The 15,849-nt window shown below is 36.6% G+C and carries 21 protein-coding genes and 1 pseudogene; 8 read left to right on the top strand and 14 right to left on the bottom strand.

What is annotated here, in order from left to right; all coding sequences use genetic code 11:
• Positions 1-310 precede the first annotated feature (310 nt).
• The 6 genes from NP781_RS08620 to NP781_RS08600 form a co-directional block, all read right to left on the bottom strand.
• Positions 311-766, bottom strand: coding sequence for a GNAT family N-acetyltransferase (locus NP781_RS08620; protein ID WP_221683038.1), 456 nt, complete (start codon positions 764-766; stop codon positions 311-313).
• Positions 767-1,032: 266 nt separating this feature from the next.
• Positions 1,033-1,518, bottom strand: a complete 486-nt coding sequence (locus tag NP781_RS08615; protein WP_257522020.1) for a DUF2975 domain-containing protein — start codon at positions 1,516-1,518, stop codon at positions 1,033-1,035.
• Between the two features lie 236 nt (positions 1,519-1,754).
• Positions 1,755-2,210, bottom strand: coding sequence for a CPBP family intramembrane glutamic endopeptidase (locus NP781_RS25505; RefSeq protein ID WP_306831298.1), 456 nt, complete (start codon positions 2,208-2,210; stop codon positions 1,755-1,757).
• Positions 2,211-2,281: 71 nt separating this feature from the next.
• Positions 2,282-2,524 (bottom strand): hypothetical protein, encoded by a 243-nt coding sequence (locus tag NP781_RS25500; protein ID WP_306831295.1) that lies wholly within the window; start codon positions 2,522-2,524, stop codon positions 2,282-2,284.
• A 13-nt stretch (positions 2,525-2,537) separates the two neighbouring features.
• Positions 2,538-2,774, bottom strand: coding sequence for a hypothetical protein (locus tag NP781_RS08605; RefSeq protein ID WP_257522019.1), 237 nt, complete (start codon positions 2,772-2,774; stop codon positions 2,538-2,540).
• 118 nt (positions 2,775-2,892) lie between these two features.
• A complete protein-coding gene (locus NP781_RS08600; RefSeq protein WP_257522018.1) occupies positions 2,893-3,195 on the bottom strand; it encodes a TetR/AcrR family transcriptional regulator in 303 nt (100 codons plus the stop codon).
• Positions 3,196-3,605: 410 nt separating this feature from the next.
• Between NP781_RS08600 and NP781_RS08595 the strand changes: the two are divergent.
• Together NP781_RS08595 and NP781_RS08590 are read left to right on the top strand one after the other, a co-directional pair.
• Positions 3,606-4,423 (top strand): annotated as a pseudogene (locus tag NP781_RS08595) (MerR family transcriptional regulator).
• A 17-nt stretch (positions 4,424-4,440) separates the two neighbouring features.
• Entirely contained in the window at positions 4,441-5,625 is a 1,185-nt protein-coding gene (locus NP781_RS08590) for an MFS transporter (protein WP_257522017.1), read from the top strand.
• Between the two features lie 514 nt (positions 5,626-6,139).
• On the opposite strand, the gene NP781_RS08585 is transcribed toward NP781_RS08590, so the two are convergent.
• The 4 genes from NP781_RS08585 to NP781_RS08570 form a co-directional block, all read right to left on the bottom strand.
• Entirely contained in the window at positions 6,140-6,817 is a 678-nt protein-coding gene (locus NP781_RS08585; protein WP_221683042.1) for an ABC transporter ATP-binding protein, read from the bottom strand.
• A complete protein-coding gene (locus NP781_RS08580) occupies positions 6,818-7,453 on the bottom strand; it encodes an ABC transporter permease (protein WP_257522016.1) in 636 nt (211 codons plus the stop codon).
• A 68-nt stretch (positions 7,454-7,521) separates the two neighbouring features.
• Positions 7,522-7,941 carry an ABC transporter permease gene (locus NP781_RS08575; RefSeq protein ID WP_257522015.1) on the bottom strand — a complete coding sequence of 140 codons (420 nt, stop codon included), beginning with the start codon at positions 7,939-7,941 and terminating at the stop codon, positions 7,522-7,524.
• Positions 7,942-8,067: 126 nt separating this feature from the next.
• A complete protein-coding gene (locus tag NP781_RS08570) occupies positions 8,068-8,634 on the bottom strand; it encodes a TetR/AcrR family transcriptional regulator (RefSeq protein ID WP_221683044.1) in 567 nt (188 codons plus the stop codon).
• A gap of 368 nt (positions 8,635-9,002) precedes the next feature.
• On the opposite strand from NP781_RS08570, the gene NP781_RS08565 reads away from it, so the two are divergent.
• Both NP781_RS08565 and NP781_RS08560 read left to right on the top strand, forming a co-directional pair.
• Complete coding sequence (locus tag NP781_RS08565) at positions 9,003-9,548, top strand: DUF7010 family protein (protein WP_221683045.1); 546 nt, start codon at positions 9,003-9,005, stop codon at positions 9,546-9,548.
• Positions 9,549-9,676: 128 nt separating this feature from the next.
• Entirely contained in the window at positions 9,677-10,126 is a 450-nt protein-coding gene (locus NP781_RS08560; protein ID WP_257522014.1) for a DinB family protein, read from the top strand.
• Positions 10,127-10,655: 529 nt separating this feature from the next.
• On the opposite strand, the gene NP781_RS08555 is transcribed toward NP781_RS08560, so the two are convergent.
• On the bottom strand, positions 10,656-11,072 hold the full coding sequence (locus NP781_RS08555) for a GNAT family N-acetyltransferase (RefSeq protein WP_221683046.1): 417 nt from the start codon (positions 11,070-11,072) through the stop codon (positions 10,656-10,658).
• A gap of 213 nt (positions 11,073-11,285) precedes the next feature.
• On the opposite strand from NP781_RS08555, the gene NP781_RS08550 reads away from it, so the two are divergent.
• From NP781_RS08550 to NP781_RS08540, 3 genes are all read left to right on the top strand, one after another.
• Positions 11,286-12,158, top strand: a complete 873-nt coding sequence (locus tag NP781_RS08550; RefSeq protein WP_257522013.1) for a DMT family transporter — start codon at positions 11,286-11,288, stop codon at positions 12,156-12,158.
• A gap of 92 nt (positions 12,159-12,250) precedes the next feature.
• Positions 12,251-12,469 (top strand): hypothetical protein, encoded by a 219-nt coding sequence (locus NP781_RS08545; RefSeq protein ID WP_257522515.1) that lies wholly within the window; start codon positions 12,251-12,253, stop codon positions 12,467-12,469.
• Between the two features lie 38 nt (positions 12,470-12,507).
• Complete coding sequence (locus NP781_RS08540) at positions 12,508-13,011, top strand: DinB family protein (RefSeq protein WP_257522012.1); 504 nt, start codon at positions 12,508-12,510, stop codon at positions 13,009-13,011.
• 63 nt (positions 13,012-13,074) lie between these two features.
• Here the strand turns inward: NP781_RS08540 and NP781_RS08535 are convergent, their stop codons facing one another.
• Positions 13,075-13,875: an SDR family NAD(P)-dependent oxidoreductase gene (locus tag NP781_RS08535; RefSeq protein ID WP_257522011.1), complete on the bottom strand. Its 801-nt coding sequence runs from the start codon at positions 13,873-13,875 to the stop codon at positions 13,075-13,077.
• Positions 13,876-14,051: 176 nt separating this feature from the next.
• Between NP781_RS08535 and NP781_RS08530 the strand changes: the two genes are divergently transcribed.
• Positions 14,052-14,612 (top strand): carbon monoxide dehydrogenase, encoded by a 561-nt coding sequence (locus NP781_RS08530; protein WP_221683049.1) that lies wholly within the window; start codon positions 14,052-14,054, stop codon positions 14,610-14,612.
• 367 nt (positions 14,613-14,979) lie between these two features.
• On the opposite strand, the gene NP781_RS08525 is transcribed toward NP781_RS08530, so the two are convergent.
• Complete coding sequence (locus NP781_RS08525) at positions 14,980-15,192, bottom strand: hypothetical protein (RefSeq protein WP_221683050.1); 213 nt, start codon at positions 15,190-15,192, stop codon at positions 14,980-14,982.
• Positions 15,193-15,227: 35 nt separating this feature from the next.
• Positions 15,228-15,779, bottom strand: a complete 552-nt coding sequence (locus tag NP781_RS08520; RefSeq protein WP_257522010.1) for a DUF1697 domain-containing protein — start codon at positions 15,777-15,779, stop codon at positions 15,228-15,230.
• Positions 15,780-15,849: the final 70 nt, after the last annotated feature.

Raw genomic sequence — 15,849 nt, 5'->3', positions numbered from 1 at the left:
GCTTCTATTTTATCGTCTTTAGAATTTTATCCTTCCCTTTACAGGCTATCCCCCTAATTTGCTGGGCTATCCTTCACTTTAAGCGTTCTATCCGCTTCTTTTTCAGTTTTATCCTCCTCTTTTAGAATTCTATCCTGCTATTTGAGGGTTATCCCTCACTTTAAGCGTTCTATCCCCTTCTTTTTCAGTTCTATCCGACACTTTTAGAATTCTATCCTTCTATTTACAGGTTATCCTCCACTTTAAATGCAAGGCGTCCGATAATTTATGCTATCGGACGCCTTGTTTGTTCGTTATTAAATGAATATTATTATTCGACTGACAGCCTTTTATATAGCATTTCTATATGTTCTATTCCATCTTCTAAATAAACATCTGATGTCTTTTCAAATCCGAAGCCCTCATAGAATTTTAGCAAATATGCCTGCGCAGAAATGCGGATTGCGTCTTCTCCAATATCATCTAGAATGTAATCTATTGCTCTTTTAACCATTTCCAGAGCCAATCCCTTTTTTCTGTATGTTTGCTTTGTTAATACTCTTCCGATTGCTGCTTCTTGATATGCTATCCCTTTGGGTAGAATTCTTAAATACCCAACTACCTCTCCTTGGTCTTCACCAAATAAATGATAGGCATTTTCGTCTTTTGAATCGATATCCTGATAGACACACTCTTGCTCTACAACAAAAACTTCCGCACGAACCTTCAGTATTTCATATAGTTCTTTTACTGTTAACTCATCAAATTTTTTTATCTTCCAATCCACCTTTATATCCTCCTTATACTATTCAATTTAATAAAGTATAGCAAAAGTAGATATTAAAAGTGGATTATTGCATATTTATTCTCACCTTTTACAATGATTCATAATGTAAAAGATTAAACTACATATCTATCTAGAAATTTACTTGCGTCACTATTAAACTTCCATAGGATTCCGAATTCTAAATGATATGTTTTACATCTCTTCTATGAGCAGTTTTCGTTTGGCTAACATCACATCAATATGAAAAATCATTGCCACTCATTATCTCAGACCGTCAACTCATTTTCTAATTTTATATTCGTCACCTCTTGTAGAAGTCGTTGAAGGACAGCCGCAAAAATGGCGATAACCAATGAAGCAAAAATGATGAGGAGTCCCACTATTCCAAAAGGAGGATCCATTTTGTTTGTTATAAAATGAAAAAGTGGTGCACCTAATACATGCAAACCACTGATTATTATCGCACACCACTTTATGTACCTTAACGCTTTTACAGATAATTCCGAGAACGCTGTATTCGCATCAATGTATCGTAAAAGATTAAAAGCCTGATAGAGAGCAATGTAAAAAGGTACAGCCGATCCATACATCACAATGAAAATGAGATCGTTCATTGGGTAAAAATTCGGATATAAATTCGATGCGAAATGAGCCATTGGAGGTACAAAAAATATACATAGGGCAAAAATGACCATCCCAGCTAGAAGAATCATCACCTTTAAGAATGTTGTTAATCCTCGTTTACCATTCACATAAAGCACCTCACTTATTTTACGACACTACAAATTTAGCACAAAATTTATTGATTAACAATAAATAATAATTGTTTTCTATTATATTATTATTGTTATTTATATATTTGACATTCATTAAAAAAACAAAAAAATCGACCCATAATTAGTGGATCGACTCATATTTTTGATTTTATGTCTATTTTCTGCAGTAGAATAATTTTTTAATTCTTAGTCATAAGAAATGTTGTGGAGAGTTATACATGGACATGATGACTTTTGGTGGGATTCTTCTTTCGATAGATTTCTAATATAGTATAAATAACTAGTGCAAACAAAAGAGTATATAATCCAGACAAAATATTTGTATCTGGAATATAAACTTCCCATAATGAGTTGATTAATGCATGAAAAATAATACATAGAAAAATACTTCTCGTATATAAATATATGATTGTCATTAAAAATGATAATGCCAAAGCAATTAGAGTAAACCATAGAAAATTCATGCTCACTTGATTTGAACCAACTACAAACCATAACGGCAGATGCCAGATTGACCAAATCCCTCCCACAATGAGTGTACTTGTGAATGGTGACCATCTTTTTTGCAATGTAGGCTGTAAATACCCCCGCCACCCAATCTCTTCAAACCCTCCGCCGATAATCATAATTGGGAAGTTAATCAATACCAAATATAGGGGGTTCTCCATAGTTGCTCCTCCCCATAGAGTTGGCAAAAAACAAGCTACAAATGCAAATCCAATAGTAAATAAATACCATACTAATGGATGTCTAGGATTTTTACATTCCTAATAAACAGCTTAAACTCTTCCCTAGAGCTATACTTCTTTTTTAGCCAGATCTCACTAATACCAGGTGCGATACCACCGAGAATAAACATTAGTATTGATAATGTAGTTCCAAATTTAAGCAAATTGAATTGTGTTAAAATTGCTAAACTGCCCCAAAGACTCCATGACAAAGAAAATGTATAGAATAAGAATCTACCTACCTCTTTCCCCATATATCCTACCTCCTCATTTACAACCCAACAAAGCTTGAACAGATTTGCACAAAGTATTCATTAGTCTAGTCTCATCAATAAGTATTTGTTCATTTTGAAACATACCGTAACATTTATGTAAAACAACATCTCTTACAATTCCATCAATAGAAGCCATAATAAAAGTAAATAAATCTTCTATTGATACTTCAGGCTGAAAGATCCCTAAAGAAATACCTTTATGAATGGTATCAAGTATGCGCTTAATCAAGTATTGTCCACTCTCATTTTCAGTAATGTTGGGTAAAATTTTCTTTTGTCTATCTGGATTGTTCGCAAATAAGATTGTAAGTTCAAAATGTATTTTGCCAACTGTTGATAAGTTTTCTTTAATGTACCCCGAGAAAAGTAAATAATTTTTCTAACATCTCTTTAGGAGCTGCATTGTTTTCAATTATGGCATCTACATCTTTCTTATAGTCAGCATTTGCATTAGCTTGATTAATAATTTCAACAAGTATTTCATCTAAATCTGAATAATAGCGATAAATACCTCCTTGACTTACTCCAGATGCTCTAATAATATCTCTCATTGTAATTTCATAAAGTGGTTTATCTTTACAAACTGATAAAGCTGCTTCTAATATGACATTTCTCTTTCTTTTTACATAATCATGGCTGACTTTAGGCATAGTTACCTCCTTATACAATAAAAATGACAATAGTGTCATTTTTATTGTATAACTTGAATTATTTACCGTCAATAATTTATTTACTCACTTGTCTAATAGTTAAATTCAAAATTATCTATGTGTTAGAATTTTATAACTTTCCAAACTTTAGATGATAAAGATACTTAGCTATTCATGGACATCGATCCAAAACGGTGTACTCTAATGGAGACTGTTCTTTTGAAAAACCAAACTCTTGTACAAAATTGGTTACCAAGAACCCAATGTTTAAATCATTTGCTTTAACAGAGACGGAGCCTTACTACATTAGATTGTAGTAAAGCTCCATAAAGTTATTTAAAAAGCATTTGACTTTCCCCTGCACAGGAAACTGTATACTTGCATTAAGTTATTAGATTGGAGGTGATAGTTTGTTTAAAATCAGCGAATTTTCTAGGCTAAGCAAAGTATCTTTAAAAACATTGCGCTATTATGATCAGATTGGCATATTAAAGCCAAGAAAGGTGGACCATGATACTTGCTACCGATACTATTCAGCAGACCAGCTACTAGAGCTTAATCGAATCTTTCTCTATAAGGAATTGGGGTTTACCTTGCCACAGATTATACGCTTACTCCACGAAGATATTTCGTTAAAAGATATACAAGGGATGTTTAAGCTGAAAAAAGTGAGATTCAACATATTATTCAGACGGAACAGGCCAAGCTTGCACGAATTGAAGAACGTATGCAACTTTTAGAACGAGAGGGTCAGGTGGAATCAGATCAAGAAATCCGCATCAAGGCAGTGGATGCTCAGCAATTCCTTTCTTTGAAAGCACGCGGGAGAGAAGAAGATATTCCAGACCTGTTTCGTACATTTAATCAATTACTAACAAAGGAAATGCGCCAACTAGCTCAAAGTCCTCAGGTTGTTTTATGGAAAGAAATAGAGGAGAAAGAAGACGAATTTGAATTTGAAGTCGGCTATTTTTTAACCAAGGAACTTCCCTCATTCCATGATACATTTCAACTACGGACTCTTCCGTCTGAGCCGATGATGGCCACAATGACCTTTCGCTCAGATTCTAACTTTGCTTGTACAGCCTGTGTTGATTTAGCGAAATGGATTGTAGAAAATAACTATCAAGTCAAGGAAAACGAACCAGGTAGAGAAATCTATTTACCATTATCTACAACCCAGAACGTCCAATTAATGGAGATACAAATACCTATTATAAATAGCTGAAGGAAGCGTGAATTGAGTTGAAAAATAAGCTGATTATCTATGTTTTATCACTCGTTGTTTTTCTAATCGGAACCATTGAGTACATTATTACAGGCGTTATTGAAATGATTGCCGTAGATTTTGGCGTAACGATTTCAGAAGCTGGGTTATTAGTGACTTTATTTGCCCTGGCAGCAGCCATTTTCGCTCCAATTCTCATTGCGCTTACGATCAATATGGATCGCAAAAAGTTACTTATGACTACCGTTAGTTTGTTCATTATTAGTAACGGATTCATGTTTATCAGCTCTTCTTTTGAGTACGCACTAGGGATACGCATTATTCAAGGGGTTAGCGGAGGAATTGCTACAGTGGTAGCCATGGCAGTAGCTACTCGATTAGTTGAAAAAGAACGAAGAGGTCGTGCTATTGGCATAATTTTGATGGGCTTAAGCAGTTCGCTCGTGCTGGGTGTTCCAATTGGCACATTTTTTAGCGAATTATTTGGATGGAGAGTTTTGTTTATGTTGATCGGTCTATTAACCATTCTTCCACTGCTTATCATCTATAAAAAAATTCCAGTTATTAAGGAGGAAGAAGCTGTTACACTCAGGTCGCAGCTTTCGATTTTAAAAGATTCAAAAATTCTAACTGCCCTGGCTATTACTTTATTTTATGTCGGTGGCTACGCTACCCTATTTACTTATATTACGCCTTTCTTGCAAGCCACATCCCCTCTTTCTATGACCGAAATTAGTGGCATCCTATTTTTAGCTGGCATCTGTAGCTTTCTTGGCTCAAGAGTGGGCGGACAATTGGCTGATGCAAAGGGTTCGCGATTTACCATTTGTTTCGGATTGCTGTTACAAGCAGCAACGCTCCTCTTATTCGCACTAGCTGGTATCAATCTCTTTGTATTGATCTTGATTTTAATGATTTTTATGGTAGCAACTTGGAGTATTTCTCCTGCCCAGCAGCTCCTTCTTGTCACGCTGGTACCTCGAAATCCAGACATTGCCCTAAGCATAAATACCTCCTTTATCCAATTCGGTTTTGCCCTAGGGTCTGCATTAGGCGGGTTTGTCATCGGACATACCTCTGTCCTACATTTGAATTGGGTCGGTTTTGGTACTGTAAGCATGGCTTTATTCCTTGCCATCTGGCTATTCCAAAAATTGAATAGTAGAGTTGAAACCCCTATTATTACTAAAGTCAAATATTAATTTTTTTATCCTACCTTTATATTGAAAATGGCCTATTCAATATAAAGGTAGCTTTTCAAAATATGTACTCTTGATTAAATGTCCCTGTGGCAGCTTCCTCATCAATGCCATAGAGTCGGCAAAAGTTTCGGCTCTCTGCTGTATCAAGCGTAAACACATGAAATCCGCCTATATTATTTAAGGCATTAAAATCAGGCTTTAAAGCATACCGAGCATCCTTTGGTAGCTTTACATCCCAAAGACCTGTGCTAGAAGCTTGTGGTACTGGGCTGAAATTTTTATCTCCTATTTGACTTTTATCTATTTTAAAAAGGTTGCATAATCATCAAATGTTTTTCCTAGCTTAGGTTGATCGTTATCATCATGAATTTGACAGATAAACGATCATCCTTCTAAACAACAATAAAAATCATTTAAAATTCCTTTCTATAACGAAAAGGACTCGCACTTTTACTGACACAAAAGCACGAGTCCTTTTTGATGAAAGCTAGAGTTTTATACCCAGTCTCTATTTTTAAGATTGTTGCGTGAGCACGCCATCTTCCATACGATAAACATGGTCACAGAACTGTAGCATTCGTTCATCATGGGTGACCATTATGGCAGCTTTGTTACGTTCTTTTGCTTCTTTGGCAAGAAGCTTCACCACCTCAAGTGCCCGTTTAGAGTCAAGGCTAGCAGTTGGTTCATCGGCTAAAATCACTTTTGAGTTATTCATGAATGCGCGCGCAATGGCAACACGTTGACGCTCACCTCCTGATAATTCATTCGGCATTTTTTTAAGTTTATCACTTAAGCCAAGCTCTGTAAGTAGTTGCTTTGCAAACTCTTTATCATCTTTTGTCACTTTACCACCCATTTTTTTCACAAGTAGTAATTGATCAAGTACATTTAAGTAAGGTACTAAGTTTGATGTTTGTAAAATGAAACCAAGCTCTTTTAAACGGAAACTTGCTAATTGTTTTGCTGAAAGATCAACAATATTCCTGCCGTTAATTTCTACAGTACCCTCTGACATCTGTAATAGAGCGCCTGCAATGGAAAGTAGTGTACTTTTACCTGAACCTGATGGACCGATAATGGCTACTAGCTCCCCAGCTTCTACTTCAAGTGTTGCTTGTTTTAATGCTTGGACAGTGCTAGCGCCTTCTTTATAGCTTTTAGAAACATTTTGTAGTGATAATAGCGCCATTTATTCCACTCTCCCTAATGCTGTTAATGGATCGATTTTAACGATTTGACGTACAGAAACAATTGAACTTAATAATGCAATAATTAATAAAACAATCGCATAGGTAATGATTAATGTCGGTTCTAAGTCAAATGGCATTCCTTCTGGTAAAATTGTAGCCGTTAAGTAAGTAAGGACTATACCAATAACGATACCTAATACTGATAGAATCGCTACTTGTGCAACAATTGCTTTACCGATGAAACCATTGCTAGCGCCAATTGCTTTCATGACACCAAATTGTTGTGTCTTTTGCATTGTAATGACGTAGAAGAATACAGCGATAATGAATGCAGAGATAACGATACAAAAAGCAAGCATCATCATAATAGTGCCGTTTTCTTCTTTATAACCTGGCATACCGTTGATTGCTGTTTTCTTTGTAACTGTTTCAACACCTTTTACGGCTTTGTCGATAGTAGTTGGATCTTCTAAGTTGGGAGCCTTTAGGAAGAAGGCTTGTACAGCTTTGTCTGTATCATTGTCTGAGCCGGGAGCTGCATATTGATAATCACGCCAGTTTTCCATTACTGTGAAAATAGCAGGTAAGTGATTATAAGTTTCTCCTTTTACATAACCTACCACTTCTAATTTCATGTCAGAGTTTGCTACTAGTAAGATATCACCAATCTTGTAGCCTGCTTCTTTTAACGTATCGTTAATAACTACACCCTTTTGTTGTCGTATGATAATTTTTCACCTTCGATTACCTCTGGCATAAAAAATGCGTCTGGCTCAACGCCTAAAAATGCGACATCTTCCTTCGAATCGGCATCTTTTGACTTTGTTTTGCCGACTGCAATTGTAGAAGCGCCAAACGCAGCGACTTTATCTACATTGTTTTGCTTTTCTAAATCATCTTGTAGATTTTCTGACAGGATCGATTTTGCGAATGTAGCCCCTGCTGTTTCTTCATATACAACGTATTCTGCGTCGATATTTTTCAGTGTAGCGGCACTCAAAGTCGCTAAACCGTTGCCAAGTCCCGATAAAATGAACACGAGCCATGCGATTAAAATGATAATTGTCGTCATCATTACATAGCGGAACTTCGCATATTTTAATTCTTTTAATGCTAAAAACATGATGTAGCCTCCATATTAGAAATAGAATTTATATGAGCAAAGATTGTATCCTGCTAAATATGAATTCTTTCTCATTATACACAAAAGTTACACATGTGTAACTAAAATAAGTGACACATTTGTTACTTATTTTGAAATACCATGTAAAATAAGCAATTTGATCTCTTTTAAAAAGCTTTCTATAGGCATATTGAGATGGTTTGGCATATCAATTAATTGAAAAATGAAGCTAAGCAAAATAAAGTCGTTACGATCTTCTGCAATTATCCCCTCTTCCTTACCCTGCTTGATTACTTGTTGAAGTGGTATGTAAAGTCCACCATGCATGTTATTTAATACTTCCTTTTTTTGCTTCACAACTAGTGATACGTCATTAATCTGTGAGGTGAATCCTAAAATTTGATGTAGGTCGCGCATATCAAACATACGAACAAGTAAATCCTCAAGCTGTTGTTCAAATGATTGCGAAAAATTAACATTTGAAAGGTTCTCGATGCTTTTTTCCATTTGCCAAACCATAAATTGAATAATAAGTTCTTCTTTATTTGGATATTGTTTATAAATTGCGGCCCTTGATACGCCAATACTTTGTGCAAGCAAGCTCATTGTAAACCCTTGATATCCAACAGATAGCAAAAGCTGATGCGTATGATGCCAAAGGTCTTGTTCAGAAAATTTTTTATCTCGTCCCATATAATACCTCCAATATTCTACAATGCTAACATTGAGACAAAAAAAGCGAGTAACCTTTAAACATGCATGACGTTTGAGTAAATTGCGTTTTTGTTAGAGGTAATTACCATTCTATAGAAGGTGACGACTATTTCATTTTCCAATCCCAAAATTCTCCATAGGTACTTATAACGTAAGAAAGATAAAAGGAATGACTTTCTTTCACTAATCAACAATTTTAATAATAATCTTGGTCTTCCAGAATTTTTTAGGCAATGGATCGCAAACTTTTCTAAAAAATTCTATTTCAAATCATCTGTGGTAAAAATAGAAATATACTGGTATATTATAGGTTATATTCTATTTATTTCATGAAGGATGGTGTGTTGATGGATAAAACACTGGAAGATTTACAAAAGGAAATGATTGGTGAAGTAAAAAAGGGATTTCCCATTTTACTTTCTGGTGCGGTTGTCTTTTTACTTTTTACTCTAATGCCCTTAGTTTTACCAATTGAAGCTGTACATTTAAGTTGGATATTTGGCTTAGGTGCCATTTTCCCTATCGGTTTTGGTATTAGTAAAATTCTTGGGATTAATTTAAACGCTACTGGCAATCCTTTAGGGACGTTAGGAGGAATTGTTGCCGCTCCTCAAGCTTTTTACATACCTGTATTTATCATTGTGTATATGAACATACCTGAATACCTTCCCTTTACAATAGGTTTACTTGCAGGCTCTCATTTTCTGCCATACATATGGATTTATAAAAGTAAGGCTTATTTATTTGTGACTTTAGGCGTCTGCTTCTCTGCTTTGATTTTTGGTGGGTTCTTTGTCGATCAAGCCTTCACACTTGTACCTTTAGCCATTTCTATTGTGTATGGAATGGGCGTTCTTTTAATTCTAAGAGAACTTAAAGTCAATCCGATTTAATCACCTTCCTCTAGGTGATTTTTTTAATATTCCCGACCTCCTTCAACCTGAGAAATAAAGTATCCATTTCCTAGCCCGTACTTGTTCCTTTACAATAAACCTATTAATAAATGAAAGGATGTATAAATGTGCTATTTCCATATCGTAATGATCTTAGGAAAACGTTAATCCCTTACCTAAGCACACTTGATGAGGCATTTTGGTTTAAGACGTCTGATTTTTATCCAAATAATGTAGCATGGATTATTTCTCATTTATCAAGTAGCGAAGACTATTGGGTGAATGAAATTGGACTTAAAAATCCTTGTATATTAAACCTTCACGATGATTGTTCGCCTAAGGAAATACTAGATAGCTATATTCAAATTAGAAATTATACGGATGACATTCTACATACATTAGACGAATCGCAGCTCAATGAAATAGTCGAGGTGCCGAAGTTTACCGATGGTTGGACGCCACCTTCCGTCCCTACACTTAACTGGTTGTTTCATCATGTTTACTCACATGAAGCTTACCATGTTGGGCAAATCTCTGTTATCGCGCATCTTAGTGGATTGCCAAAGCCTTTATTTTAATAAAAGGCAAAGCAATGAAAGGAATAGCTTTTTCAATGGAGGAACAGTAGTGGGAAAAGGCGTTATTTCCGTAACTTATGGCGACAAACAACCACAGAGCTATCTATTGTAGACTTTGACGAAGAAGGTTGGTTTAATTTGTGGCACACTCACCTTGATTTTTACGGGTACGGCAATGATGGTTTAAAGATAAGAAGAGAGCACATCAAAGCACATATAGCCCTATATAACCGCTTATCAGAAAAGCTCTCGACATTCGGAAAACCTTATCAAATATGGATGGAGTTTGTAGTGGAGGATGCTGGTTTGGATTCAGTTAATATACTTACAGCTACATTTCCCACTAACAATAGTAAATGTAGATTGGAATTGCCCTGTCCCCAAATTCCTTAAGGATTTAATCAACCTGAATGAGTGGAATGTAGGGCACTATAAGCAGGTATCAACTAACAGCTATTTCATCCAGTCTAATTATAATGAAATAAAATTGTAAGGTCGGAAACCATTTGTGGGTTTCCGACCATTTCCTTTAATCCAGATATTCTTGAGCTAGTTGTTGATTTTTATAGATGGCCATACCCGTTTTCAATTTTCTAAAGCCCATTTTTGCATAAAACGGTTCATTCCCTGTTGTGGCGATTAACTGAATGCAGGATACCTCCCTTAACTGTGCGATCATATCCTCCAGCAGTAAACGAGCAATCCCTGTACCTTGATAAGCTTGATGCACAACCACATCGTAAATGGCGGCATTAAATACGCCATCTGACAAAGCTCTAGCAAAGCCCACTATTTTTCCATCTACCACGGCGAATACTTGATGTGTGCTTGCATCGAAAACTTGTTTGATAATCTGTTCATCATGTTTCCTCCACCCAACAGATTGATAGACTTCCTTTAATACTGGCAAATCCTTCTCTTCCATCTTGTATTGAAGTATTACCATTTTCATCCTCCCTCTTTTTGCTTTCATGAAATCTCCCTATGAAAACGATGTGTATTCTATTATACTAATAAAAAATGACTTGAGGATGGTGGGATAATTATGATGTTTGCTCCATTATTTGAACAGGACGTACCAGCACTTCTTCTTCCTTAACGGTAGAAGCGCTTTTTCTCCGTTAAGGGCATAGATATCTATGAAAACGGAGGAAAAAACATGAGAAATCTAGTAATCGGTGCCATCTTTTTATCGCTTGCTGCGAGTATTTGGGGTGCCATGTATGTAGTCGTTAAAGTAGTGGTGGAGGTTGTGCCACCATTAGAGCTTGTTTGGATGCGCTATTTAATTGCGGTGATTGCACTCGGTATCATTGGGATCATGATGAGGCAATCCTGGAAAATAGCTAAAAAAGATTGGCTGATCATTTTTCTTGTTGGCCTTATTGGGAACACGATTTCAATTGTGACACAGGAAATGGGCACAATGCTATCCACCGCGCAGATGGGAGCAATTATTACTGCTACAACCCCTGCTTTTATGGTTGTCTTCGCACGTTTGATTTTAAAAGAAAGTATTACGCTGAAAAAATGCTTGTCCATCGCTCTTGCCACGATTGGTGTTGGAATCATTGTAGGCAATGGTCAAATCGATGTGACACAGCAATTAGGCGGACTCTATTTACTGCTTGCTGCCTTAACGTGGGCATTGATGTCGGTATTAGTCAAAAAGATACCAAGCCATTACTCACAAATTGTTGTCACAACCTATACATCTATGATTGCCGTGATGCTGTTGACCCCTTTTGTCCTTCCAAGGCTAAAGAATTTAGATCTGGCAAGTGTTTTACAGCCGACCATTTCAGGGGGCTTGCTTTACTTAGGCATTATCTCAACAGCTGGTGGTTTTTTATTATGGAATAAAGGGCTTCAACTAATGAATGCGTCTAGTGGCGGCTTATTTTTCTTCTTTCAACCAATTGTTGGCACATTTTTAGGCTGGCTCTTATTGGGAGAGACGATTGGGCTTTCCTTTTGGATAGGCTCCCTATTAATTTTTAGTGGCGTTTTTATTGTCATTCGAGACGAATAAATCGAAGTGCGTTTCTATGTTAGATAGAGACGCACTTTTTATGTTGGCTCAGCTTATGGTCATTGAATGACATGTTGGCACATATATTGCCAATGCCTAAAGGAGTTGATATTCTGAACATCTTTTTAGATAACTTAAAGGATTTTACTTTATTAATTTTTTTACTTGCTAGTATGATCTATTGTCGACAGCTAAAATTAACGAGGTGGCAACGAAAATTATCGATTGGTGAATGGAGCATGTATATCCTGCTCTCGATTGCCCTTCCCCTTTATGCAATTCTTTATCTTGCTTTTCTTTTAGGTGCATAGGAAAATAAGACATCATAGGCTATTTTTGGAGGGATTTCATGTTTCAAACAATCGATCATTTTTTACAGTCTTGGGCATTTGAAGCCGCTGCTACGCAAAAATTACTTAATCACCTTACAGATGAATCGCTACATCAGGCAATCACTCCTGAAAACTGGACTTTAGGACGCGTTGCTTGGCACACGGTTACTGCAATTCGAATTATTACCTCGAATTCGAATTTAGCGTTTGAAGCCCCAGCAAAGGATTTTCCAGTTCCTACTTCTGCTCAGTTCATTGCAGATGGCTATCACCAAGCGAGTGAAGCCTTTGTGCAAGCGATACAATCGCAATGGACTGACAAGACAATGACTGAAACGATTGAATTTATTGGTCAACAAATGCCCAATGGTTCCCTGTTATTATTTTTACTACAGCATCAAAGTCATCATCGCGGTCAAATGACGGTTCTGATGCGTCAGGCTGGTTTAACTGTTCCAGGTATTTATGGTCCAGCGAAAGAGGAATGGGCTCAGTTTGGGTTGGAGGCTCCTCAAATGTAGCTAAGCTTGTGCCAAATTATAAAGAGGTTGTCTATTCTAAGACAACCTCTTTTAATTTATTGACTATAAAGATGCTAGCCAGTTATTAGTATCAGCGATGGTTGGGTTAGCGAGGTAATGTCCGCCTTCAATTTGCAATGTTTGGCCCGTCATAAATTTTGATTCGTCAGAGGCTAAAAATACAACTGCATGGCCAATATCATCCGCTTCTCCATGATATGGTAGCGCATTAAATTTCGCATAAATTGCCAGCATTTCTTCTGGCATATTGTTTTTCGCGGCTGGTGTTAAAATAAGACCTGGTGCAACCGCATTACAACGGATATGATCCTTCCCAAATTGTGTGGCAATGTTTCTTGTCATATTCACCACACCTGCTTTTGTTGCCCCATAGGCTGTTCGGATTTGGTCACTGGCGAACGCAGCCATAGAAGCCGTATTAATAATTGAGCCCCCGCCCGCTTTTTGCATATGTGGAATGGCAAAACGACTTCCTAGTAATATGGATTTTAAATTCACATTGACTAAGCGGTCCCACTCATCTAAATCAATATTTAATACATCTAAATCTTTCTTCAAGTTAGTTAGACCAACATTATTAAAGAGCACCGTTAATGAGCCGAATCGTTCTACAGTGAAGTTCACGGCCGCTTCAATGGAGGAAGCATCCCCTGCATCAAGGAAAACGGCTGCCGCCTCATACCCATCATTGACTAAATTTGCTGCTGCTTCTTTAGCACCCTCTACATTAAAATCAGCAATGACTACTTTTGCGCCCTCTTTTGCTAACAAGCTAGCTGCTGATAAACCAATACCAGATGCTCCACCTGTCACTAATGCCACTTTATTTTTTACTCGATTCATTTTCAATTCCTCCTTCAAATCACACGAAAAAGAGCAAATCAGCTCTCTTAACGTAAAATAGTTTAACATTAAACCATTTAATTTTAAACTAATATCCCTAAATGTGAACGCGTATATTTTCATCCTGAAACAAAATACTTCTATAAAGTGCTATTTAAATAAGGACGTGCAAGCAAATGCTAAAGAAAATTACTTTTTCACTATGTATTTTTTTAATTTACCAAACCATGGAACATGCAAGTGCGCAAACTAAGCCACCCACTTTTGAGGAAAAATTTGATGAAGCTGGCTATCAATCAGTAGAAGCTGCTGTGAAGGAATTTGAACAGCATTATAGTAAGGTTAAACTACCAACTGTTTTACCCCCGTTTTCCATCACACATAAGTTTGGTCGATTTTACAAAGATCATCAATATGGCATGAATGATTCACTTAACATTCTCTATGTTCATAACGAAATGAAACAGCATATTTTTAAAATGGATATTCGACCTATTCAACCAAAAGTGAGCTTTTCAGGAAAAGCATATACACTGCAAGATGGTAGTCAGGGAATTTATTTTGAGCACCTGCTTTTTAACTTCTTTGTCTTTGAAGAAAGCAATTTACAATATCTTCTCGGCATTTATAAAGATAGCACGAATCAGGAAACACCCAATCTTTTCGTACAAATAGCCAATTCGATAAAGTCAAATGAAGTCGCAACATCTATATATTTTCCTTCATCTATACAATGAATATGTTGTTATGCTATAATACTTTAGAAAACCTCAAAGGGTATCAACCAATTCTGAGCTACAGTGATGCATATCGCTGTAGTTTTTTCTATGCTATAATTTCCTTAAACTTACATTAAGAGGTGAGAATATGGAAACAAATACATATAGTTGTAAAGCCTGTGGCGGTCAATCTTTTCTGAAGGGAAATTAGATGGCTATGCTGCTTTAAGACCCGTGAATACTTTCTTTTCCTCAGGTTCACCCCTTATTTTCACTGTTTGTACGCAATGTGGAGAAATTGCCTCTATTAAAGCCACAAAACCTGAAAAGTTCAAGTAAAAAACAAGAGAGCATCATTTCAAAAAATGAAATTTGCTCTCTTGCTTTATGTTTCTTTCTTATTCTTCTTTCCCCATTGATACGGCTTTTTGGACCAATTCCACATCCAAACAAAGAAATAGATGAAGACCATTGTGATGACCATCATCGTCACATTTTCTCCCCATGCAATCGGCTCATGTTTCCTCCATTGATTCACCGTTCTAACAATGAAGTACAAAAAAGGATAAATAAAATAACCTACTTGATCCCGTCGCATCTAAACACGCCTCCTCTTAGAAAAGATGATTTTCCCTACTCACCAATCATCGTCGCAAGCTTCATCATCGTTTTCCAATTGCGAACTGTAGCAGGCACCTCTAGCTTATGCAGTTGTTGACTAAGCTTGGCATTGCGAATGCTATCGTAAAATAAAAGATAGACATCTCTCCCCTTGATAATGCAGCGCTCTTTTTCACTTACATACTGTAATAACTTAGCACCGTTCTCTTCAGTTGGAACTGTTGAAAGTAGTGCAACATGGAGACTTTCCCCTGTAGCTGTTGCACTTGCATCTGCTAAGTCTTGTTCTGAGAAAGGACAATTGTTCACAATAGAGCGGAATTCTTCAGCTGTACGGATGATCACTGTACTCGTAATAGTGAAGGTAGTTTGGATGGTCTCTTGAATTTGCTGTTGCAAAAGTTCTGCTGATTCACTCGATTCAAAAAGGATATTGCCACTTTGAATATAGGTCCGAATGTTTTGGAGCCCTAGTGGTTGCAGCGCGTCTCTCAATTCAGCCATTTTTAATTTATTGTGCCCACCTACATTAATACCTCTTAAAAGTGCTACGTATTTAGTCATTCACTTCCACCTTTCCTTTTATCTATAGTATAGCAATAATTAGGGAATAATAGGAAAAAACTGCATCCTT

The organism is Lysinibacillus sp. FN11 (assembly GCF_024628845.1).
In the GTDB taxonomy this organism is placed as follows: Bacteria; Bacillota; Bacilli; order Bacillales_A; family Planococcaceae; genus Lysinibacillus; species Lysinibacillus capsici.
The sequence above is the reverse complement of the archived record's forward strand: the minus strand, read 5'-3'. Positions and strand labels throughout refer to the sequence as shown.